General features: G+C 68.0%; 18 protein-coding genes. 10 read left to right on the top strand and 8 right to left on the bottom strand.

The genetic code is table 11. The features are described 5' to 3' along the window. Positions 1–88 precede the first annotated feature (88 nt). From glf to ASE34_RS07265, 3 genes are read left to right on the top strand one after another with little or no spacing between them, the layout of a single operon-like run. Positions 89–1225, top strand: coding sequence for a UDP-galactopyranose mutase (gene glf / locus ASE34_RS07255; protein WP_056278187.1), 1137 nt, complete (start codon positions 89–91; stop codon positions 1223–1225). 10 nt (positions 1226–1235) lie between these two features. Further along, positions 1236–2057, top strand: coding sequence for an ABC transporter permease (locus tag ASE34_RS07260; protein WP_056278189.1), 822 nt, complete (start codon positions 1236–1238; stop codon positions 2055–2057). Then, on the top strand, positions 2054–2791 hold the full coding sequence (locus tag ASE34_RS07265) for an ABC transporter ATP-binding protein (protein ID WP_056278192.1): 738 nt from the start codon (positions 2054–2056) through the stop codon (positions 2789–2791). The genes ASE34_RS07260 and ASE34_RS07265 overlap by 4 nt, the downstream gene beginning before the upstream one ends. 25 nt (positions 2792–2816) lie before the next feature. Here ASE34_RS07265 and ASE34_RS07270 read toward each other — a convergent pair whose 3' ends face one another. The 3 genes from ASE34_RS07270 to pseB are packed head-to-tail and all read right to left on the bottom strand — an operon-like array spanning position 2817 to position 5661. Continuing rightward, on the bottom strand, positions 2817–3659 hold the full coding sequence (locus ASE34_RS07270) for a glycosyltransferase family protein (RefSeq protein WP_268778154.1): 843 nt from the start codon (positions 3657–3659) through the stop codon (positions 2817–2819). After that, complete coding sequence (locus ASE34_RS07275) at positions 3545–4669, bottom strand: DegT/DnrJ/EryC1/StrS family aminotransferase (RefSeq protein WP_056278194.1); 1125 nt, start codon at positions 4667–4669, stop codon at positions 3545–3547. Before ASE34_RS07275 ends, ASE34_RS07270 begins: the two co-directional genes overlap by 115 nt. A gap of 2 nt (positions 4670–4671) precedes the next feature. Continuing rightward, complete coding sequence (gene pseB / locus ASE34_RS07280) at positions 4672–5661, bottom strand: UDP-N-acetylglucosamine 4,6-dehydratase (inverting) (RefSeq protein WP_056278197.1); 990 nt, start codon at positions 5659–5661, stop codon at positions 4672–4674. Positions 5662–5767: 106 nt separating this feature from the next. Between pseB and ASE34_RS07285 the strand changes: the two genes are divergently transcribed. Next, entirely contained in the window at positions 5768–7252 is a 1485-nt protein-coding gene (locus tag ASE34_RS07285; RefSeq protein ID WP_056278199.1) for a bifunctional UDP-2,4-diacetamido-2,4,6-trideoxy-beta-L-altropyranose hydrolase/GNAT family N-acetyltransferase, read from the top strand. A 9-nt stretch (positions 7253–7261) separates the two neighbouring features. Here ASE34_RS07285 and pseI read toward each other — a convergent pair whose 3' ends face one another. Continuing rightward, positions 7262–8323 (bottom strand): pseudaminic acid synthase, encoded by a 1062-nt coding sequence (gene pseI / locus ASE34_RS07290; RefSeq protein ID WP_053095644.1) that lies wholly within the window; start codon positions 8321–8323, stop codon positions 7262–7264. A gap of 92 nt (positions 8324–8415) precedes the next feature. On the opposite strand from pseI, the gene ASE34_RS07295 reads away from it, so the two are divergent. Together ASE34_RS07295 and ASE34_RS07300 are read left to right on the top strand one after the other, a co-directional pair. After that, positions 8416–9105: a hypothetical protein gene (locus ASE34_RS07295; protein WP_200955164.1), complete on the top strand. Its 690-nt coding sequence runs from the start codon at positions 8416–8418 to the stop codon at positions 9103–9105. Positions 9106–9148: 43 nt separating this feature from the next. Then, positions 9149–9514 carry a hypothetical protein gene (locus tag ASE34_RS07300; protein ID WP_053095645.1) on the top strand — a complete coding sequence of 122 codons (366 nt, stop codon included), beginning with the start codon at positions 9149–9151 and terminating at the stop codon, positions 9512–9514. A gap of 29 nt (positions 9515–9543) precedes the next feature. On the opposite strand, the gene ASE34_RS07305 is transcribed toward ASE34_RS07300, so the two are convergent. From ASE34_RS07305 to ASE34_RS07320, 4 genes are all read right to left on the bottom strand, one after another. Then, complete coding sequence (locus ASE34_RS07305; protein ID WP_056278201.1) at positions 9544–10158, bottom strand: hypothetical protein; 615 nt, start codon at positions 10156–10158, stop codon at positions 9544–9546. Positions 10159–10162: 4 nt separating this feature from the next. Then, on the bottom strand, positions 10163–11119 hold the full coding sequence (locus ASE34_RS07310) for a glycosyltransferase family 2 protein (protein ID WP_053095647.1): 957 nt from the start codon (positions 11117–11119) through the stop codon (positions 10163–10165). Positions 11120–11217: 98 nt separating this feature from the next. Next, positions 11218–12516 (bottom strand): O-antigen ligase family protein, encoded by a 1299-nt coding sequence (locus tag ASE34_RS07315; protein ID WP_056278204.1) that lies wholly within the window; start codon positions 12514–12516, stop codon positions 11218–11220. Next, complete coding sequence (locus tag ASE34_RS07320; protein ID WP_056278208.1) at positions 12513–13928, bottom strand: O-antigen ligase family protein; 1416 nt, start codon at positions 13926–13928, stop codon at positions 12513–12515. The genes ASE34_RS07315 and ASE34_RS07320 overlap by 4 nt, the downstream gene beginning before the upstream one ends. 84 nt (positions 13929–14012) lie before the next feature. Here ASE34_RS07320 and manA point away from each other — a divergent pair, with 84 nt between their 5' ends. The 4 genes from manA (at position 14013) to ASE34_RS07340 (ending at position 20084) form a co-directional block, all read left to right on the top strand. Beyond that, on the top strand, positions 14013–15155 hold the full coding sequence (manA, locus tag ASE34_RS07325) for a mannose-6-phosphate isomerase, class I (protein ID WP_056278209.1): 1143 nt from the start codon (positions 14013–14015) through the stop codon (positions 15153–15155). A gap of 158 nt (positions 15156–15313) precedes the next feature. Then, positions 15314–15631, top strand: a complete 318-nt coding sequence (locus tag ASE34_RS07330; protein WP_072591048.1) for a WhiB family transcriptional regulator — start codon at positions 15314–15316, stop codon at positions 15629–15631. Positions 15632–15723: 92 nt separating this feature from the next. After that, positions 15724–18705 carry a glycosyltransferase gene (locus ASE34_RS07335; protein ID WP_056278212.1) on the top strand — a complete coding sequence of 994 codons (2982 nt, stop codon included), beginning with the start codon at positions 15724–15726 and terminating at the stop codon, positions 18703–18705. Then, complete coding sequence (locus tag ASE34_RS07340) at positions 18702–20084, top strand: DUF5719 family protein (RefSeq protein ID WP_056278215.1); 1383 nt, start codon at positions 18702–18704, stop codon at positions 20082–20084. Before ASE34_RS07335 ends, ASE34_RS07340 begins: the two co-directional genes overlap by 4 nt. The last annotated feature ends 20 nt before the right edge of the window (positions 20085–20104 follow it).

Raw genomic sequence — 20104 nt, forward strand, 5'->3', positions numbered from 1 at the left:
CAGCGCCGAGTGCGCTGCAGGTAGAGTTGTCTGCTGTGTGCCGCGCGACGCCGTGCGGATGTCAGCCTTGTGGGCAGAAAGCAGCAACATGGATCTTCTTGTCGTCGGGTCGGGCTTCTTCGGCCTCACCATCGCAGAACGCGCCGCCGATGCAGGCCGCAAGGTGACGGTCATCGACCGTCGCCACCACATCGGCGGGAACGCCTACAGCGAGGCCGAGCCCGAGACGGGCATCGAGGTCCACCGCTACGGCGCGCATCTGTTCCACACCTCCAACGCCACGGTGTGGGAGTATGTCAACCGTTTCACGAGCTTCACGAACTACGTGCACCGCGTGTACACGACGCACAAGGGCACCGTGTTCCCGATGCCGGTCAACCTCGGCACGATCAACCAGTTCTTCCAGTCGGCCTACACGCCCGACCAGGCACGGGCCCTCGTGCGCGAGCAGGCGGGGGAGTTCGACGTCAAGACGGCGTCCAACTTCGAGGAGAAGGGCATCGCGCTCGTCGGCCGCCCCCTGTTCGAGGCGTTCTTCCGCGACTACACCGCGAAGCAGTGGCAGACGGATCCGCAGAAGCTGTCCGGCGACATCATCAGCCGCCTGCCTGTGCGATACACATACGACAACCGCTACTTCAACGACACGTGGGAGGGGCTGCCGACGGACGGCTACACCGCGTGGATCGAGCGGATGGCCGATCACCCCAACATCGAGGTGAAGCTGAACGTCGACTTCTTCGATGAGGCTCAGCCCCTGAACAAGAGGGCGACGGTCGGACAGCTGCCCATCGTCTACACAGGCCCCGTGGACCGCTACTTCGACTACACGGCGGGTGCCCTCAGCTGGCGCACGCTCGACTTCGAGCAGGAGGTGCTGAACATCGGCGACTTCCAGGGCACCAGCGTGATGAACTACCCCGATATGGATGTGCCGTACACGCGCATCCACGAGTTCAAGCATTTCCACCCGGAGCGCAAGGACGTCTACGAGTCGGACAAGACGGTCATCATGCGGGAGTTCTCTCGCTTCGCGAACCGCGAGGACGAGCCGTACTACCCGGTGAACACCCCGATGGACCGTGACGGCCTGCTCGCCTATCGCGAGCTCACGAGGGGCGAGAAGGACGTGCACTTCGGCGGACGCCTCGGCACGTACCAGTACCTCGACATGCACATGGCCATCGGCTCGGCGCTGTCGCTGTGGAACAACTCGCTCTCGTAGACTCGACACCGTGAGTCACGCTGCTGTCGGGGCGCCCGGGACGCCCCGGCGCTATCTGCATTCTCTGTGGTTGCTGTCGGCCAGAGACCTCAAGGTGCGGTACTCGACGAGCCTGCTCGGCTATCTGTGGTCGGTACTCGATCCGCTCGTCATGAGCGTGATCTACTGGTTCGTCTTCACGCAGATCTTCAACCGCGACGTCGGCGAGGATCCGTACATCGTGTTCCTCATCAGCGCTCTGCTGCCCTGGGTGTGGTTCAACACGTCGGTCACGGACTTCACGCGCGCGTTCAAGAAGGATGCGCGGCTCGTACGATCGACCGCGATCCCGCGCTCGATCTGGGTCAACCGCATCGTGTTGAGCAAGGGAATCGAGTTCCTCTTCTCGCTGCCTGTGCTCGCTGCCTTCGTGATCATCAACCTGCTGGTCGAGCAGGATCCGGCGCACACGGTGCAGGTGGGCTGGGGAGTCCTCTGGGTGCCGGTCGCGGTGTTCCTCCAGACCGTCCTCCTCGTGGGACTCGGCCTGCTGGTCGCTCCGCTCTGCGTCCTCTTCGTCGACCTCGAACGGACGACCGCATTGATCCTCCGAGCCATGTTCTACGCGACGCCGATCATCTACAACGTCACCGACCTCCCCGGCATCTTCCAGACGCTCGGTGCATTCAATCCTCTCGCAGGGATCTTCATGCTCTATCGGATGCCGTTCTTCCCCGACCAGTGGAACCCCTTCACACTGCTGGTCAGCGTGGGCATGACCCTGGTGATCCTGGCCCTCGGCGTGTGGACGTTCCGCTCCCTCGAGCGCTCCGTGCTGAAGGAGCTGGGATGACCGTCGCGATCGAGGCCAAGGATCTCGGTGTCCGCTTCCGTCGGAACCGCCGTGGAAGCCGAAACTTCAAGGACCTGTTCGCGGGTGCGTCGCGTCGCTCGCGTCCGGGCGAGTTCTGGGCGCTGCGCGATGTCTCGTTCACGGTGCAGCAAGGAGAATCGATCGGCGTCGTCGGGCGCAACGGTCAGGGGAAGTCCACGCTTCTCCGTCTCGTCGCCAAGGTGCTGCTCCCCGACGAGGGATCGGTGACCGTGCACGGCGGGGTCGCTCCGCTGATCGAGATCACGGGTGGATTCGTGGGGGACCTGACCGTGCGGGAGAACGTCGCTCTGACGGCGGGCCTGCATGGCATGTCGCGAGACGAGGTGGCGCGACGATACGACGACATCATCGCCTTCGCCGAACTCGCCGGATTCGAGGACACTCCTTACAAGCACCTGTCGAACGGGATGAAGGTGCGGCTGGCGTTCTCCGTCGTCTCGCAGCTCGATGAGCCGATCCTGTTGGTCGACGAGGTGCTGGCGGTCGGAGACAAGGCTTTCCGGGAGAAGTGCTACAAGCGCATCGACGAGCTGCTCGCCGAGGGGCGCACCCTCTTCTTCGTGAGTCACCACGAGCGCGACCTCCGCCGTTTCTGCACCCGCGGTCTTTATCTCGACAAGGGCGGGCTCGTGCTCGACGGGCCGATCGCGGACGTCCTCGATCGCTACAACGCCGACTACAACCGCGGCTGAGCGGGATTCGCCGGCGATCTCCCGGTCATTCCCCGAGCTTCTTCTGTTCGACGTGCGCGTTCAACGCGGCGAGCTCGGGATGCGCGTCGAGCACCGCCACGATCCCGGTCGCGTCCAGCGACGCGGCACCGTGCTCTTCGATCAGGCTGCGGATGACCGTCAGGTCCTCCGGAGTGTCCAGCGTCACCCGATAGCGCGAGGCATCGACGTCCTGCGTGATCGAGTGGATGTTCGCCCGCGGTGACCCGCCCGCGTAGAGATAAGGGGTGACGTGCTCGCGCTCCGCCGGCTCGGTGGCGTTCCTGTCGGCGTCGGCGAGAGCGGCCGCGGAGAACACCTCGAAGTCGAAGCCTCGCGGGTACGTGCGCTGGAGGACGTTGGAGACATGAGCGTGAGGATCGTCCAGCTCGATGAATCGACGGACGCCTTCGAGGACCACGGCGGGATCGATCAGCGGGCAGTCCGACGTCACTCGGACGACGACATCCAACTCGGCGGAGGAAGCCGCCCCCGCGAACCGACTCAGCACATCGGTCTCGCTGCCGCGGAACACGTCGATGCCGCGTGCGTGCCCGAGCGCGGCGAGAGGGTCGTCTGCGGCGTTCGTGGTGGTGGCGAGCACGATCGGCAGATCGGTGGCGGCGAGCCTGTCGAGGTGGTGGTCGAGCATGGAGCGGCCGCCGGCCGGGATCAGCACCTTCCCCGGAAGACGGGTGCTGGTCATCCGCGCCTGCGTGATGATCCCGATCCGCGTCAACGCAGAGCCCTGAGGAGCGACTCGACGACCTGGTCGACCTGGTCGTCGGTGAGCTCGGGGTGGATGGGGAGCGAGAGCTCCTCGGCGTAGAAGGCCTCCGCGTTCGGGCACATTCCGCGGCGATAACCGGCGTCCGCGTACACGGGGTGCCAGTACACGGGCATGTAGTTGACCTGCACCCCGATGCCGTCCGCGCGCATCCGGTCGAAGACCGTCCGACGGCGTCCGTCGAGGATGCGCACCGGATAGAGATGCCGGATCAGCTCGACGTCGTCACGCTGGATCGGAGTACGGACCCCGTCGACGCCTGCGAGAGCCGCGTCGTAGCGCCGCGTGATCTCGGCGCGTCGCCGCCGGAACGAGTCGAGCCGCGCCAGCTGGGCGATCCCGAGTGCACAGGCGATGTCGTCGAGGCGATAGTTGAACCCGAACTCATGGACTTCCTGATGCCACGCGCCTTCCGTCGTCATCGCGAAGCGATCGGCATCCCGCACCAGCCCGATGAAGTGGAACTCATGGGCGCGCTGGGCGATCTTCGGATCCTTGGCGACGAGCGCACCGCCCTCGCCGGTCGTGAGGTTCTTCGTCGGGAAGAACGAGAACGTCGTCAGGTCCGCGAGATCGCCGACCGGCCGACCCCGGTACGTGCTGCCGATCGAATGGGCGGCGTCGTCGAGGACGAGCGCGTCCACACGCGCCGCGATCTCTGTCAGTCTGTCGTAGTCGGCGGGGTGTCCCGCATAGTCCACGGCGGCGATCACCTTGGTGCGTTCATCGACGAGGGCGTCGACCGCGTCCGGGTCGATGAGCGCTGTGTCCTCCTCGACGTCTGCGAAGACGATGTCGGCCCCGAGGACCGACGCCATCGAGGTCGTGGCGATGAAGGTCATCGGAGTCGAGATCACGGTGTCTCCGTGCGTGACCCCCGCAGCCGCGTACGCCATGTGCAGCGCCGCCGTGCCCGAGGTCGCGGTGACCGCCCGGTGCCCGCCGGCGATCTCGCCGAGTCGCGCTTCGAATGCGGCCACTGCCGGGCCGGTCGTGAGCCAGTCGCCACGGAGCACCTCGACGACGGCCTGGATGTCCTCCTCGGAGATCGACTGCCGTCCGTAGGGCAGCATCGTCAGATCCCCGCCTCGATGATCTCGGAGATCTCCTGCTGCGAGTACCACTGATCGTTGCTGTCCGACCGGTACGCGAAGCCCTCCGGCACGGGTACGGCTCCGGCGGGCATCTGATAGCCCCAGGACGCGAGGTCGGGCTGGATGATGAAGTACTTCCCATCGCTGACCGTGACGGCGCGACGGCCCTCTTCCGGGCTGATCATCTCCTCGTGGAGCTTCTCGCCCGGACGCAGGCCTACATCGACGAGTTCCGCTCCCGGCACGACGGCGTGGGCGAGATCGGTGACCTTCATCGACGGGATCCGCGGAACGAGGAGCTCGCCGCCCTGCATGAGCTCGAACGTGTCGATCACCATCTCGACCGCCTGGGGGAGTGTGATGAAGAACCGCGTGCATCGAAGATCAGTGATGGGAAGCGGCTTTCCCTCGGCACCCAGGCGGGAGAAGAAGGGGATGACCGAGCCGCGGGATCCCATGACGTTGCCGTAGCGGACCACCGCGAACCGCGTGTCGTACGCGGCTGCGTAGTGATTGCCGGTGATGAAGAGCTTGTCGGCCGTGAGCTTGGTCGCACCGTAGAGGTTGATCGGACTCGAGGCCTTGTCCGTCGACAGCGCGACGACGCGCTTCACACCGGCGTCGATCGACGCCTCGATCACGTTCTGGCTGCCGAGGATGTTCGTCTTCACGAACTCGAACGGGTTGTACTCGGCCGTGTCCACCTGCTTGAGGGCAGCGGCGTGAACGACGTAGTCGACGCCGTGCAGCGCGCGAGCGAGTCGCCTCTCGTCGCGGATGTCGCCGATGAACCACCGGAGTCGAGGGTCGTCGCCGAACTGCTGCCGCACCTCGTACTGCTTGAGTTCGTCGCGCGAGAAGATCACGAGACGCCGGGGATTGATGTGGGTCAGGGCGTGACGTATGAACGCCTTGCCGAACGACCCGGTGCCGCCAGTGATGAGGATGCTCGCGCCCTCGAGAACCGACACTCTGTCTCCTCAGCGTTGTCGTGATGGCACGGATGCTCGGGTTGTTCCATGCCCGGCCTATCCTATCGGGTGGGCGCAGCCGCGCCCCCGAGGAGAGGGACGTGTGATGAGCGGGCGACGGGTCCTCCTGCACTGCAATGCCGGTGTCGAGGCGGGCATGGGGCACCTCATGCGCACTCTCACCATCGCCCGCGAGGCGCGGGACCGGGGGTGGGCGGCGTCGGTGTTCGGCGATGTGGATGCGGTCGGCGCGGAGGTCCTGCGCCGGATGGATCCGGAACTCGAGCTGCTCACCGTGGACGGCGCCGCGGCGAGCCTCGGCGACTTCGCGGAGCTCGGGCGGGACGCCGACGTGATCCATCTGGACACCTATCGCGAAGTCCCCGATCTCTCGTCCCTCGCAGTGCTGCTCAGCAACATGCAGGATGGTCCGTTCGGTGTGCGCGATGCCGATCTGGCCATCGATGCCAATCTGGCGTCCGAGCGCACCTTCGCGAGTCCCGAACGCAGCCGGAGTCATCTGGCCGGGATCGACGCGGCTGTCGTACGCGCTCAGGTGCTCGCTCAGCGTGACGCCCGGAAAACGGCGGCGGCAGCGCCTCGCGTGCTGATCGTGATGGGCGGCACGGACCCTCACGGCGTGACCGCGCGCGTCGTCGCCGCGTTCGATCGCGTTCCTTCTCCGGTGGAGATCACGGTGATCGACCCCCGGCGGCGTCCCGACGTGCTGTCCGCGGCGGGGTCCTCGCGTCATGCCGTCCAGGTCCTCGGCTTCGTCGAGGACCTCCCCGCGATCGCCGCGTCCCACGACCTGGCCGTGACGGCTGCCGGCACCTCGGTCTGGGACTTCGCGTGCATGGGTCTTCCCATGGCGCTCGTCTGCGTGGCGGACAACCAGCGGGTCGGCTACCGTCAGGTCGTCGAACAGGGGCTCGCGGTGGGCCTCGGGGAGCCGCCCCATCACGGACTCGAGGAGAGGATCGGCGCGCTCGCCGATCTCCTGGCTTCTCCGGCATCGCTCGCCCGGACGGCCGCCGAGCTGAAGCGGACCGTCGACGGACTCGGGAGCTGGCGGATCGTGGCGTCCTGGGAACAGCTGCTGACGACCCGCCCTTCCGTCGAGCCTCCCTCCGGACTCGTCGCCCGTGCGGCGAACGTCGACGACGGGCGGAGACTGTTCGAGTGGCGCAACGACCCGGAGGTCCGCTCCGGCTCGCGCTCACGCGGCGAGATCGACTGGAGATCGCACACCGATTGGCTCGCGCGAAGCCTGCGGAACCCCGACCGGCGACTCCTGATCGTCGAGTCCGACGGAGTGCCGGTCGCCACCTGCCGATGGGACCGACGGTCGGCCGACGAGTGGGAGATCTCGATCACGGTCGCACCCGAGAGCCGTGGCCGCGGGGTGGCGGCATCGGTGCTCCAGGCCGCGGAGCGAGCCCTCGCCGCACAGCCGCCGGTGCGCATGGTGGCCACCGTGCACGGCGACAACGTCGCATCACGACGATTGTTCGAGCGCGCCGGCTATCTGCCGTACCTGCCCGCCGACGATGCCGGCTTCCTCACCCTCGCCCGGTGGCGGCTCTCGTAGGAGCGCGGTCTAGAGCGCATCCCAGGTCAGCGGGGTGCCGCGTTCGACGTCTCGCGTGAACGTGCGTCCGCTCACCAGAGCGAAGTCATCGGGGCGGAGTCCGCCGGCGGGGCGGATCGACCGCACGTTCTCGGGTCCCACGGTGTCGCCGGCTCGGACGTCGGCGACGACGAACAGCGAACGGCGAAGGGCGAGCACCGCTTCTTCCTGAGCGGTCGGTCCGAAGGACACACCGCTCGCGGACGCGACGCGCGCCTGTTCGGAGGCCACGACGAGAGCGCTGAACTCGTCGGGCGTGAGAGAGAAGTCCGCGTCGACGCCGCCGTCTGTTCGGTCGAGCGTGACGTGCTTCTCGATCACGACCGCGCCGAGGGCCGCAGCGGCGACCGCGACCCCGATCCCGAGCGTGTGGTCCGAGAGTCCCACCGGCACGTCGAAGGCGTCTCGGAGCGCCGCGATGTTGCCCAGTCGCGCCTCTTCGGGAACCGCGGGGTAGGCCGCTGTGCAGGCCAGCAGCACGAGCTGGGTGCCTCCGGCACCGCGGATGGCGGTCACCGCCGCATCGATCTCCGAGAGCGTCGCCATGCCGGTCGACACGATCATCGGCTTACCGGTGCGGGCGACCTCCCGGAGGAGCGGGATGTCGACGATCTCAGCGGATGCCGTCTTGTAGATCTCGACCCCCAGCTCTTCGAGGAACGAGACCGAGCTCGGATCGAAGGGCGTCGAGAAGGGGATGAGTCCGTGGCTGCGCGCGCGATCGAAGATCGGCGCATGCCACTCCCACGGCGTGTGAGCCTCCTGGTAGAGGGAATAGAGGTTCCTGCCGCCCCAGAGCCCGTGGTCGCTCGCGACCCGGAAGGCGGGCTTGTCGGAGTCGATCGTGAGCGTGTCGGCGGTGTAAGTCTGGATCTTGAGAGCGTCGGCGCCGGTGGCGGCGACCGCGTCGACGATCGCGAGCGCCCGATCGATGTCGCCGTTGTGGTTTCCCGACATCTCAGCGATCGTGAACACGGGGGAGCCGGTGCCGATGCTCGCCGTGGAGAGCGGGATGGTCTGCGAAGAAGTCACGCCGACAACTCTAGACGCGTCCTCTCCGTGACTCGCCGCCCCGCCGATGGGACAGCCGCCGCGGTGCCCTAAGCTGAGGTCTCATGGGGCGTGTGACGGATCTTGTCGGTGATGACAGGGCGATTGCCGGAGAGGTCGACTTCTACGACCGACTCCGTCCGCTCGTCACGGCATACGGACGAGCGGATACCGCTCGTCGGATCGCCGTCGTCGGAAATCAGCCGCTCGAGCCGTCCGACGAGCGCGCCGCGATGATCGACACGGCTGACATCGTGTTCCGAGTCAACGGCTTCCGTGTCGACGACGTCGACGGCATGCCGTCGGTGGGTCGGCGCGCCGACGTCGTCGTGTTCAATCGTGGTGTGCGTCCGACGCCCTGGTTCTTCGAGGGCTACTCCGAGCGCCTCTACCTGATGATCGAACCCGGGCGCCTGCTCTGGGAGAACCCGAAGCTCCCGGCCTTCTGGCCCGCGGATCTCGGAATCGTGACGATGCCGAACCGCGAGGTGGTGCTGCCACTCGGCGAGGCGATGGGAGCCGATCCGCGCAGCGGTGGCCAGTGGGCGACGACGGGGACGGTGATGCTCTGGATCGCCACCCGCCTGTTCCCGGACGCCACGGTCGATGCGGCCGGATTCTCCTTCGTCGACGCGCCGGATCAGACATCATGGAACCACGCCTACGGAGACCCCTCGGCGGTCGGAGCAGAGCACCGGATCGACCTGGAGTCGGCGCTCGTGCGGCACTGGATCGACTCCGGCCGCGTCACGTATTACCGCTGAATCCCACAGACCATCGACAATCACCCGAATGATTGAGGACTGAATGCTGAACCGACTCCGTCGCAGACTCGACGCCGTCGTCGAACGCCGTGTAGACGCGAGAGTGGACGCCCGCATGGGGCGTGCTCTCGAGCAGGTCGAACACGCGCAGCGCGACTACGAGGCACGCCTCGCGGGAACCCAGGCCGACTTCTCTTACATCAGATCCGAGTTCGATCGCATCGCTCCTCAGGTCGCCGCGCTCGAGCAGCGGTTCGAGTGGCTGCGCGTGCGCCTCGATGTGGCTGATCTGGAAGCCGACGAGGCGCTCAGCCGCGCCCAGTCGGAGCACGAGCGCGCGCGACTGCGCCTCGAACTCGCGGCGCACTACGAGGAGCGCCTGCGCCGCCTCGAGTCCGACGGCGACTGAGCCGAACGGATCGGGCCGCCGCCGCGGGGTCAGAGCCCGACGAGGCCTCGAAGCTGATTCGCAGCCGAGCGTGCACTGTCGACGCTCGGCTGCATCCCTGCGGCCGCGTCGGAGTGCAGCGAGCTGAGCGCCTGGTCGTACTCGCTCAGCGCGCTGCCCCAGGCGGATTCGATGGATGAGGGCGGAGCGCTCTCGCCGAGCCGCTGCGCGTCGGCCTGGAGGCTCTCGATGACCTCGGTCGCGTCCTGTCCACTGGACTCGCTGACGATCTGCAGTCCTGTCAGCGCATCATCGAGCCAGCCCTGAACCTGTCCGCGGAAGGCGTCGACCGAGGGGTCCGCGACGGGGGGCGGGGTCGTGATCGGTGTCATCGTCGGCGCGGGCTCCGCTGTCGGCTGAGGGGTCTCGGTCTGCGTCGGCGACGCTGACGGGGACGGTGATGTCGATGCCGACGCGGAAGGGGRGGGSGAGCCGCTGGCTCCCGGAGTCGGGGTCTCGCCCCGCGGGAGGAGGAAGAACAGCAGCACGCCCACGATGACGAGCACGGCGACGACGAGCCCGACGATGAGCCAGACACGACCAGGATTGCTCGGCTTCGGCTCCAGTGGCGCCCAGCGGAGTTCCGGCTGCGGTTCGTCGGTCATGCGGTCAGTCCTCCAGAGCGGGCATGGGCGTCCAGGAGCGATCGCGGCCGAGCTTGCCGCCCTCCTTGAGTCCCCGGAACAGATTGCTCGTCCCTCGCACCGTGCGCTCGACGAAGAGGAGGCGGATGAGCTCCTTCGCGAACGTCATCGACGTCCCGAGGCCGAACAGCACGGGGTTGTAGTTGCGGTGAACGCGGTAGTACTGCTTGATGTACGCCCGGTTGCGCATGATGTAGAACCGGTAGGCGTTGCTCGAGGCGTTCATGTGGCGGATGCCCATGTCCCACTGCTTGATCTCGCGAGTGCGTCGCAGGACGAACTCGTCGACGATCACCGCAGTGGTCTTGCGCGAGGCGAGCCACCCGTACATCTGGTCATCCCAGTAGATGAAGAAGCGGTGGTCGGGCAGACCGATCTGCTTCACGATGGACCGATGGATGAACATGCCTTCGAAGCATCCGCTGTTCATCTCCTTGTAGCCCGACGCATCGAACCCGGACGGCGCGAACGGGATCGGGATGCCCATGCGCTCGGCGATCCGGTACTGCCAGTAGAACTCGCTGCCGTCGTAGTCGTACCGGCGGCCCTGGATGCTCTTGAACCGCGGGGCCCACTTGCCCATCTTCGCCAGGCCGTCGGTCACGACCTCGACGTCGTCGTCCATCATCCAGATCCACTCCGAACCCAGCTCGTACGCCGTGCGCATGCCTTCGCTGAAGCCGCCCGACCCACCGGTGTTCGTCTCGAGGCGTCGGTAGATGATCTCGGTGCCGAGCCGAGGACGGAAGGAGTCGACGACCTCGGTGGTGTCGTCGGACGAGGCGTTGTCGATGATCACGACGTGGCCCGGCTTCGGGTCCATCGCCGTGATGCTCTCGAGGAGGCCGGTCAGGAGGTGAGACCGGTTGTACGTGACGATGACGATCGTCGCGGAGGCCGGGTCGAAGGGGGCGTGAGTCACGAGGTGAAATCTCCGGAGGCTCGGGGCCCGCAGGGCGCCGCGAGCAGATCCACCCTACCCGGAGCAGTTCGGAATCCGCCGAGGGCGCGGCGCGGAGGTCAGCGTTCGGGACGCAGCGTCGGGATCGCTCCGGTGTGCGCGGCGTCGATGTTCTCCCGCCACGACCTCGTCTGGCCGGCCCGCAGCGCACAGAGCACGAGCATGAACCAGCCCGCGCCGACGATCGTGAAGCTCTCGAACATCGACTCGACGGCGAGTGTGACGAGCATGAGCGGGGTCCAGGCGTAGACCACCGAACGTCGAGCGCTCGCGACGAGCCAGGACCGGACGGTGGCGATGCCGCCGAACAGGAGGAAGAGCACGAGGCCGGCGGCGCCCAGTTGCAGCAGGACGTCGAAGTACGCGTTCAGCGCGCTCTGGTGGTGATCGTCGAGCAGGAAGTTGATGTACGTGAACGGGAACTCTCCGCGGGCCCACGCGCCGTACCAGCCCCACCCCTCGACCGGCTTGAGAGCGACGAAATCGAGGATCGTGTTCCACAGGGTCGCTCTGATCGAGAAGTCCGAACCGGCATCGAGCAGCGCGATGATCACATGGCGCAGTGCGAACGCGGCGGCGAGGGCGAGAGCGACGAGGACACCGAGCACCCACTGCACGATGGTCCGCCGCTCGGGCGGGGTGTGACGGACGATCGCGAGCGCGACGGCGACGACGCCGACTGCGGCCGCGAGCACGAGCACGGTGGGGGAGGAGGAGAAGAAGGCCAGCAGCGCCGCGAGCGCGATCGAGGGGATCGCGATGCGAGCGGTCAGCGACTGCGACCGCCACTCCACCACGAAAGTGATGAGTGCGATCACGGTGACGAAACCGAGCATGTTCCTGCTGCCGAAGATCCCCTGCACGGGCCCGCCGACGGCCAGGTCTCCCTGGATGCCGAGGAAGAGGAAGGGCGTGTCGAGCAGCACGCCGGAGAGGAGCTCCAGGCCCAGCGACACGAGGAGGAGGAACCTCAGCGAGTCGCCCAGGGCGCGGACGGTCTGGAGGGTGTCGCGGATGTGGCCGACGGTGATCGCCAGGAAGGCGAAGCCGAAGATCTCCATCCAACCGAAAGCGGTGTCGGACTTGTCGGTCGTCCACACGATGCTGACGGCGGCCCACGCCAGGAAGGCCAGCAGCGACGACGGGGCGATCCGCAGCAGCGACAGCTCCTCCCTGCGCACCCACAGGATCCAGGCGCCGACGACGCACAGGACGGCGATGATCGTCGCGAGGGTGACCGATGAGGCGATGTGCTCGATCGCGAACGACGAGAAGACCGCTGTGAGGACCGCGATCGTGTACGCGCGGGCGAACTCGGCCGAGCCGAGCAGATCGCTCAGACGACGTTCGGGCGTCACGGAACCCGCCGGCTTCGCTCGCCGCGCTCGATCACACGCTCGCGTTCACCGACGCCGACCAGGGGCACGACCTTGATCTTGAACGAGAGCAGGACCAGCAGCATCCAGCCCCAGAGCATGATCGGGGTCGATTCCGTCAGACCCTGCACGAGCAGCACGACCGTGAAGAGGCTCGGAAGCAGAGTGATCGCCGAATAGTCGCGGTCCGACCTCAGATCCCAGCGAGGGCGGTCGATGGCGAAGAACCACGAACGCCAGAGCAGACTGAGATAGGCGAGAGCCATGAGGACGACCCCCACCACGCCCAGCTGCATCAGCACGTCGAGCCACATGTTGTGCGCGTGGAACACGGTGATGCCGTGATCCTCGATCCATCCGGCGAAGGCAGGATCGAAGGGGACCCAGGGACTCGAGAACCCGTTGCCGAAGATCGGATGCTCCGCGGCACGCGCGAGGACCTTGTCCCAGATCTTGTCGGAGCGCCCGGTGAGGTCTGCGCTGCGACCGATGAGCGCGAACAGGGGTTCACGCAGGAGCCAGACGGCGGATCCGATGACCACGGCGCCGCCGATGAACAGCACATACAGTCGTGTTCGTGCGCCCGGAGACTTCGCGCGGCGCATCAGCAGGGCGACGACCAGGACTGCGGCGGCAGCGGCGGCGCACACGTATGCCGTCGCGGATCCGGCCCGGACGAGGAAGTATCCCGCGAGGAGGGCCCAGAGCGCGAGAGTGGTGCGCCAGCGCGTGCGCGCGGCGAACAGCACGCCGAAGGTGAGTATCGCGAACAGGCAGATGATGGCGAGCACGTTCGAATTGCCCACGATGCCCTGGATCCGGCCGCCGTCCACGAGGTTGCCGCGAACCCAGTACCAGTGGGCGTTGGTCTCGCCGTCCGGCCGCACGAAGAAGTTCGGCAGGATCGGAGCGTGGACGACAAGGGCGACCCACAGCTCGAGCGCGAGGGACAGGCCGAGGATCCACTTGAACGCGGAAGCGAGCGCCCGCACGATCTCGTGCCAGGTCAGCACGTGGACGATGAAGAGCGCGTTCACCGTGACGGTGGCGAGCAGGACCCAGGTGATGACGGTCGCTCCGCGCCACTGAGACCACGCGATCGAGAGCAGGGCCAGCGCGGTGTACGCGACGGCGGCCCAGGGCAGGCGACGCCACGCGAACGCGGCAGGTCGCCGACGGGCGATCATCGGAACGCCGATGGAGAGCGTCGCGATCAGGAAGACGAGGAGGGTGATGAATGCGCCGATCTCGCCCACGAGGTTGTACACCGCCGAGTGCGCGAAGGTCGCGAACAGCACCAGGCCGATGTACCCGCGCAGCAGAAGATGCCCCGTGGACTCGCGCTCGGGAGCGGCGGGCGGGGCGGCGACCGGGTGCTTCGTGTATTGCGCCATCGCGTTCAGGCTACCGCGCGGAAGTCGCGAGTCACCGATGGGACGGTCGTGGCACCGTGGGTTCCCTGCCAATAGCCTGGTGGCATGCTGCTCAGTCTCTCGAATGCACCCCGTGACTACGCGTGGGGATCCCCGACGCTCCTGGCCGACCTGGAAGGCCGCACCCCCACGGGTGCGCCTGAGGCGGAGGTGTGGTTCGGCGACCACCCGGGAGACCCGTCCGACGTGCAGGGCGGCGGGACGCTGGACGCCGTCACGGGCGGTGCTCTGCCGTACCTGCTCAAGCTCCTCGCGGCCGCATCGCCCCTGTCCATCCAGGTGCACCCGACCGTCGAGCAGGCGAGAGCCGGGTGGGCGAGAGAATCGACGCTCGACGCCACGGACCCGACTCGCAACTACCGCGATGACAACCACAAGCCCGAGCTGATCGTCGCCCTGAGCGAACGGTTCGAATCCCTGAGCGGGCTGCGCCCCGTCGGCGACACCCTGGGCCTGCTGGGGGAGTTGGGGCAGAGCGCCGGGGTCGAGGAACTCGCTGATCGTCTCCGCGGTGAGGGCGACGTCCTGCGCGACACGATCGGCTGGCTGCTGTCCGGCGATGCGCGGTCCGTGGTCGACGACGTCGTCGCCTCGGTGAGCGCGGCCGCAGCCTCCGCGTCGGGCGAATGGGCCGAGACGCTCCGCGGTGTGGCGGCGATCGCGGAGACCTATCCGGGAGACCCCGGTGTGGTCGTCGCGCTGCTCATGAACCACGTGGTGCTTCGCAGGGGCGAGGGCATCTTCCTGCGGGCCGGGCTCCTGCATGCCTACATCGCCGGTCTCGGAGTGGAGATCATGGCGGCGAGCGACAACGTCCTGCGCGGCGGTCTCACGCCCAAGCGCATCGATGTGGCCGAGCTGCTCTCGGTCCTCGACACGACGACCGGCGAGGTGCCGGTGCTGCGCCCGACGACGGATGGTGCGATCACGGAGTACCCGGTGCCCGTCGCGGACTTCTCGCTGAGAAGAGTCGAACTCGACGGCCAGGACGTCGTCATCGACGTGGACGGACCGACGATGGTCCTCGCGACGTCCGGTCGCGTCAGGGTGGGCGGTGCGGACGGTGCAGTGCTCGATGTTCCGGTCGGCACCGTCGCGTTCGCGTCCGCCGACGAGGTTCGATTGACCGTCGGCGGCCAGGGCGAGGCGTTCGTCGCATCGCCCGGCGATCTCACCTCCGGCCGCTGACTCCTCGGGCGGACGTGCGACACGCCGTACGGAGGTCAAGAACCTTCAAGACCGGATTGAGGGTTTACGATCCGCGACTTGACCGATGGGAATGACACGGGTGTAATTAGTTGAGCACGGCCCGCCGAGGGGGCGGAATTTAGGGGTTGGAGAGCGAGATGACGGGTTACCGTTCAGACGTACCGGAGAACTGGTTCGTCGATCCGATCAACCTCGGTGTTCCCGGGGTTCGCAAGGTCGAGACCGACGATGACAATGCTCTCGCATGGCAGAGCGATGCACTGTGCTCGCAGACTGATCCTGAGGCCTTCTTCCCCGAGAAGGGCGGATCGACCCGCGACGCCAAGAGGATCTGCACGTCCTGCGATGTCCGCGGCGAGTGCCTCGAGTACGCGCTCAACAACGACGAGCGCTTCGGAATCTGGGGCGGTCTCTCCGAGCGCGAGCGCCGCAAGCTCAAGCGTCGCGCGAGCTGACCCGGCAGTGATTCGTCCGCGTTCATAGCTTCGCGGCCACGCCGGGTCGGGTCAGCCCCCGATTCCTGTCGCACGCATAGGCTGACCACGTCATGCCAGCCCGAGTTCACGCAATCATCGTCGCGCGCCCCGGTTCCTCCGCCCGCGCGCAGCTGCTCCGCACACTCGATGCGTTGCGCTCCCAGACGACGCCCGCAGCCGCCATCACCCTGGTGATGTGCGGCGACGCGGCGTCGGCTCGCGAGAGCGAGGCGGTGACCAGCACAGTCGAGGGCATCATCCAGGCGCGCGGCAACACCTCATTCGCGGATGCCGTCGAACTCGCCAGACCCCGCATCCTCGAGGGCAGCGCCGTCTGGCTGCTCGCACAGGACACCGCTCCGCACCCGCGAGCGCTCGAGCGCCTGATCGGCACTCTCGAACGATCTCCGTCGGCGGCGATCGTGGCGCCCAAGCTCGTGCAGACCGACAACGACCGCGAGATCGTCTCTCTGGGCGTCAGCATGACGACTCTGGGGCGCTCGGTGGAGCTGGCCGGCGGCGAGCTCGACCAAGGACAGCACGATGCCAGCGACGACGCGCTCGGTGCGGACATCCGCGGCATGCTGATCCGCGGCGAGGTCCGCGATGCGCTGCGTCCGGATCCGGCGCTCGCGGGAGCCGACCTGGGTCTCGACCTCGGAGTCCGTGCCCGCCTCGGTGGCGGACGCGTCGTGCTCGCGCCCTCGGCGCGCGTATCCGTGTCACCGGACGGACCAGGGACACCTCCGACCGCGCGGGGCAGGCGCGCGTTCGCGACCAGACTCGCCCAGCTGCACCGCCGCCTCGCTTATGCCCCGGCGATCTCCGTCCCGCTGCACTGGCTCACTCTGCTTCCTCTCGCGCTCTGGCGATCCATGGCCGACCTGATCGGCAAGCGGCCGGAGGCCGTCGCGCCCGAGTGGGCGGCTGCGGTGACGGCGATGTTCCGCTTCGGCGCGATCGCGCGGTCTCGTTCTCGCATCCGCTCCTTCCGCACCTCGAGCTGGTCGAGCATCGCCCCGCTGCGTGTGAGCAGCTCCGATCTTCGTCGTCGGCTGGATGACGGCCACGGCAGCGAGGGCGGAGCGGTCAGTGAGCTCCGGTTCTTCTCGGGCGGAGGCGCCTGGGCGGTGCTGGGTGCCCTCGTCGTCAGCATCGCGACCTTCACCACGATCCTCGCGTGGCCCGTGCTCGGTGGCGGTGCGCTGCTTCCGCTGCGGTCGACGGTGGGTGCGCTGTGGAATGACGCCGCCTGGGGGCTGCGCGGTCTCGGAGTCGACGTCGTCGGCCCCGCGGACCCCTTCTCCGGAGTGCTCGCTGTGCTCGGCTCTCTCTGGCCGGCCGCCCCGTCGTTCTCCCTCGTGCTCCTCTGGGTGCTGGCGCTGCCCCTCGCCGTGCTCGGCGGCTGGTTCGCGGCCACGCGAGTGACCGATCGTGCGGGTCTGCGCATCTTCGCCGGAATCGTGTGGGCGCTCGCTCCCACCTTCCTCACCGCGCTCGTCGACGGTCGCCCCGCCGCTGTGCTGGTGCACCTCCTCCTGCCCTGGCTCTTCCACGCAGGGGCAGTAGCCCATCGTTCGTGGGGCGCGGCAGGTGCAGCATCGCTCCTCTTCGCCGCGGTCACGGCATGTGCGCCCTCGCTCGCCCCGGCACTCCTCCTGCTGTGGGTCGTGGCGCTCGGCATCACCCTCGCCGGCGCTCGTATCCGCGGAGCCGTCCGCCTGGTCTGGGTGCCGATTCCCGCCGTCGCCCTCTTCGCGCCGCTCGTGGTCTGGCAGCTGAGCCGCGGAGACATCCTCGCGGTGCTCGCGGATCCCGGCTCGATCTGGGCCGGTCCGCAGGCAGCGGCCGATGCCGCAGGCAGACTCGCGTTGGCCAGCGGATTCCCCAGCGGTGACATGGCCGGGTGGGCGACGTGGCTCGGCCTCGAGCTCGCGCCGTGGGTGGGGGTGCTGCTCGCCCCGCTCGCGCTCCTCGCTCTCGCATCAGCGGTCGCCCCGCGCTGGCGAGCCGGAATCACTCTTCTGCTCGTCGCGCTCTGCGGCCTGGCCACCGCGTTCTTGGCCGTGGGAGTCGCCGTGTCCTTCGCCCAAGGGACTCCCGTCGCCATCTGGCCGGGTTCGGGTCTCAGCCTCGCGTGGATCGGCGTCACCGGAGCCGCCCTCGTGACGCTCGACACCGCGGTGACCATGCCACGGGTCCGGGTGCTCAGCGCGGCGGTCGCCGGTCTTGCGATCGCCGTGTGCGCTGTTCCTGCCCTGGCCGCGGTCCACGCGGACGAGTCGGAGCTCCGAGACGGTCCCGCATCGACGCTGCCGGCGTATGTCGCAGCGCAGGCGGGTGCCGACCGTCAGATCGGAACCCTCGTGCTCACCCCGCAGAACGACGGCGGCCTGGCGACCGAGGTGGCGTGGGGCGGAAGCGAGACGCTGAGCGCCCAGACGACGATCCTCTCCACAGCGACGGAGCTGCGCGGCTCCGACCTCACGACGCTCGCGGTCGATCTGCTCTCGGCCAGGGACTTCGATGCGGCTGATGAGCTGGCTCGGACGGGGATCTCGTACGTCCTGCTCGCACAGGTCTCGGGTGAGGAGTCGGACCGTGCTCGCTCTCTGCGCACGGCCGCGGTGACATCGCTCGACCAGCGGGCTGGGTTCGTCCAGGCCGGCTCGACCGACCGTGGTGTGCTCTACAGGCTCGAGGCCGACGCCTCGCCACGGGCTCCGCTCTCGACCGCTCAGCAGGCGACAGCGCGCCTCGTGAGCACGGTCCAGCTCGTGCTCGTGCTCGCGGCGCTGCTGCTGTCCGTGCCGACACGTGCGTCGCGGCGAGCAGCCCGCGCCCGCTCGCGCATCGTCGGACGAGCACCGGAAGAGCCGCTCGTGCTGCCTCGGCACCCCGAGGACCGCGACGGCGCCGCAGAACCGCACGGCGATCCGGAGGTCGCTGAGACAGCCGCAACAGCCGACGCCGCGCCCTCGGACGGGCCCGAGCCGGATGCGGCAGTCGAGGCCCATCCGTCGACCGAACAGGGTGAGGAGGAGCGGCGATGACCCGCAACCGCGCATTCCGGGTGGCGGCGACCGGCGCTCGAGTCCTGACAGGCGCCGTCGTCGCAGGAGCGTGCGTCGTCGGTGTCGTCGTCGGCATCACCGCGCCGTGGCCGACTGTCTCGCACGAGCCCGCTCAGGCGCAGGTGGCGCCCCTTCCGGGTGACACCGTTCTCGTCTGCAACGGTGACCTTCGCGCGGTCGGTCGAGATCCCTCCAACCCGCTCGAGATGGTGTCGGCGGCGTCTCCCCAACTGACCTCCGAGGGGTCATCCGGGCGACCGGAGTCGAGTCCCCTGCCTGCGAAGGACCTCGCCGACGGCGGATCCGCGCAACGCCTCGTGGGCCCTGTCGAGGGACGCCAGGCGCCGCTGCTCGGCGCCACGGAGTCGGTCAGCGTGCAGGAGGCGGACCTGTTCGGTCTCGCCGCGGCGCCCTGCCGTCCTGCGGGCATCGAGTCGTGGCTCGTCGGCGGAACGGTCGCCACCGGGACCGAGGACCTGATCGTTCTCACGAACCCCGGGGTCGTGCCCTCCACTGTTTCTCTCGGCGTGTTCGGGTCTGCGCGGGCGTCCAGCACCGTGATCGTCCCCGCGGAGTCTCAGGTCGCGCTCGCGCTGTCCTCGATCGCCGCCGGATCGGACTTCCCGATCGTCAAGGTGACCGCGACAGGGTCGCCCGTGCGGGCTGTACTGCAGTCGTCGCTCACCCGGACCCTCGATCCCTCGGGCATCGACCTGCAGGATGCGGTTCCCGCTGCGCAGCGTCAGCCGGTGCTCCCGGGCATCCAGGTCTTCGAGAACCAGGGCGACAACGCAGACATGGCGGTTCTGCGGCTGATGTCACCCGAGGTCGATTCCCAGGCCGTCGTGACGGTCAGAGAGGTCGGTGCGTCGACGATCGCCGACGAGTTCACCGTTCCGCTCACCGCCGACGCACCCACCGAGCTGTCGCTCTCCGCGCTGTCGCCGGGGGACTACACGATGAGCATCGAATCGGACAACCCTGTGCTCGCCGCGGTGCGGCAGCAGGATGTCGCCGGGCCGCAGGACGATTTCGCCTGGGTCACGCCGGCCCCGGAGCTCGAGGATGACGTGTACGTCGCCGTTCCTGCCGGGCCGACGCCTCGCCTCGTGCTCGCCAACGACGAGGATGTCGATGCGACGGTGCAGGTCGCATCGACATCGGGCGGAGAGCCCGTCGAGGTCACTGTCCCCGCCCACTCGTCGGCGTCGGTCGATGTGACGCCGCGCACGGTGTATGCGCTGTCGACCTCGGCGCCGGTGCATGCCTCCGTCACGATGAGCGCGCCCGGAGCGCTCGCGGTCTGGCCGGTATGGCCGGCTGCGGGAGCGCAGCAGAGCATCACCGTCTACCCGTGACCTGCGGACCGGCGAGGACG

The organism is Microbacterium sp. Root280D1, assembly GCF_001428975.1.
Classification (GTDB): domain Bacteria; phylum Actinomycetota; class Actinomycetes; order Actinomycetales; family Microbacteriaceae; genus Microbacterium.

Bases quoted from the DNA above. Each gene is read 5' to 3' on its own strand.
- ASE34_RS07335 (WP_056278212.1), top strand. From the start codon at position 15,724: ATGCCAGCCCGAGTTCACGCAATCATCGTCGCGCGCCCCGGTTCCTCC.
- ASE34_RS07340 (WP_056278215.1), top strand. From the start codon at position 18,702: ATGACCCGCAACCGCGCATTCCGGGTGGCGGCGACCGGCGCTCGAGTC.
- ASE34_RS07275 (WP_056278194.1), bottom strand. From the start codon at position 4,669: ATGCTGCCCTACGGACGGCAGTCGATCTCCGAGGAGGACATCCAGGCC.
- glf (WP_056278187.1), top strand. From the start codon at position 89: ATGGATCTTCTTGTCGTCGGGTCGGGCTTCTTCGGCCTCACCATCGCA.
- ASE34_RS07265 (WP_056278192.1), top strand. From the start codon at position 2,054: ATGACCGTCGCGATCGAGGCCAAGGATCTCGGTGTCCGCTTCCGTCGG.
- ASE34_RS07285 (WP_056278199.1), top strand. From the start codon at position 5,768: ATGAGCGGGCGACGGGTCCTCCTGCACTGCAATGCCGGTGTCGAGGCG.
- ASE34_RS07320 (WP_056278208.1), bottom strand. From the start codon at position 13,928: ATGGCGCAATACACGAAGCACCCGGTCGCCGCCCCGCCCGCCGCTCCC.
- manA (WP_056278209.1), top strand. From the start codon at position 14,013: ATGCTGCTCAGTCTCTCGAATGCACCCCGTGACTACGCGTGGGGATCC.
- ASE34_RS07300 (WP_053095645.1), top strand. From the start codon at position 9,149: ATGCTGAACCGACTCCGTCGCAGACTCGACGCCGTCGTCGAACGCCGT.
- ASE34_RS07330 (WP_072591048.1), top strand. From the start codon at position 15,314: ATGACGGGTTACCGTTCAGACGTACCGGAGAACTGGTTCGTCGATCCG.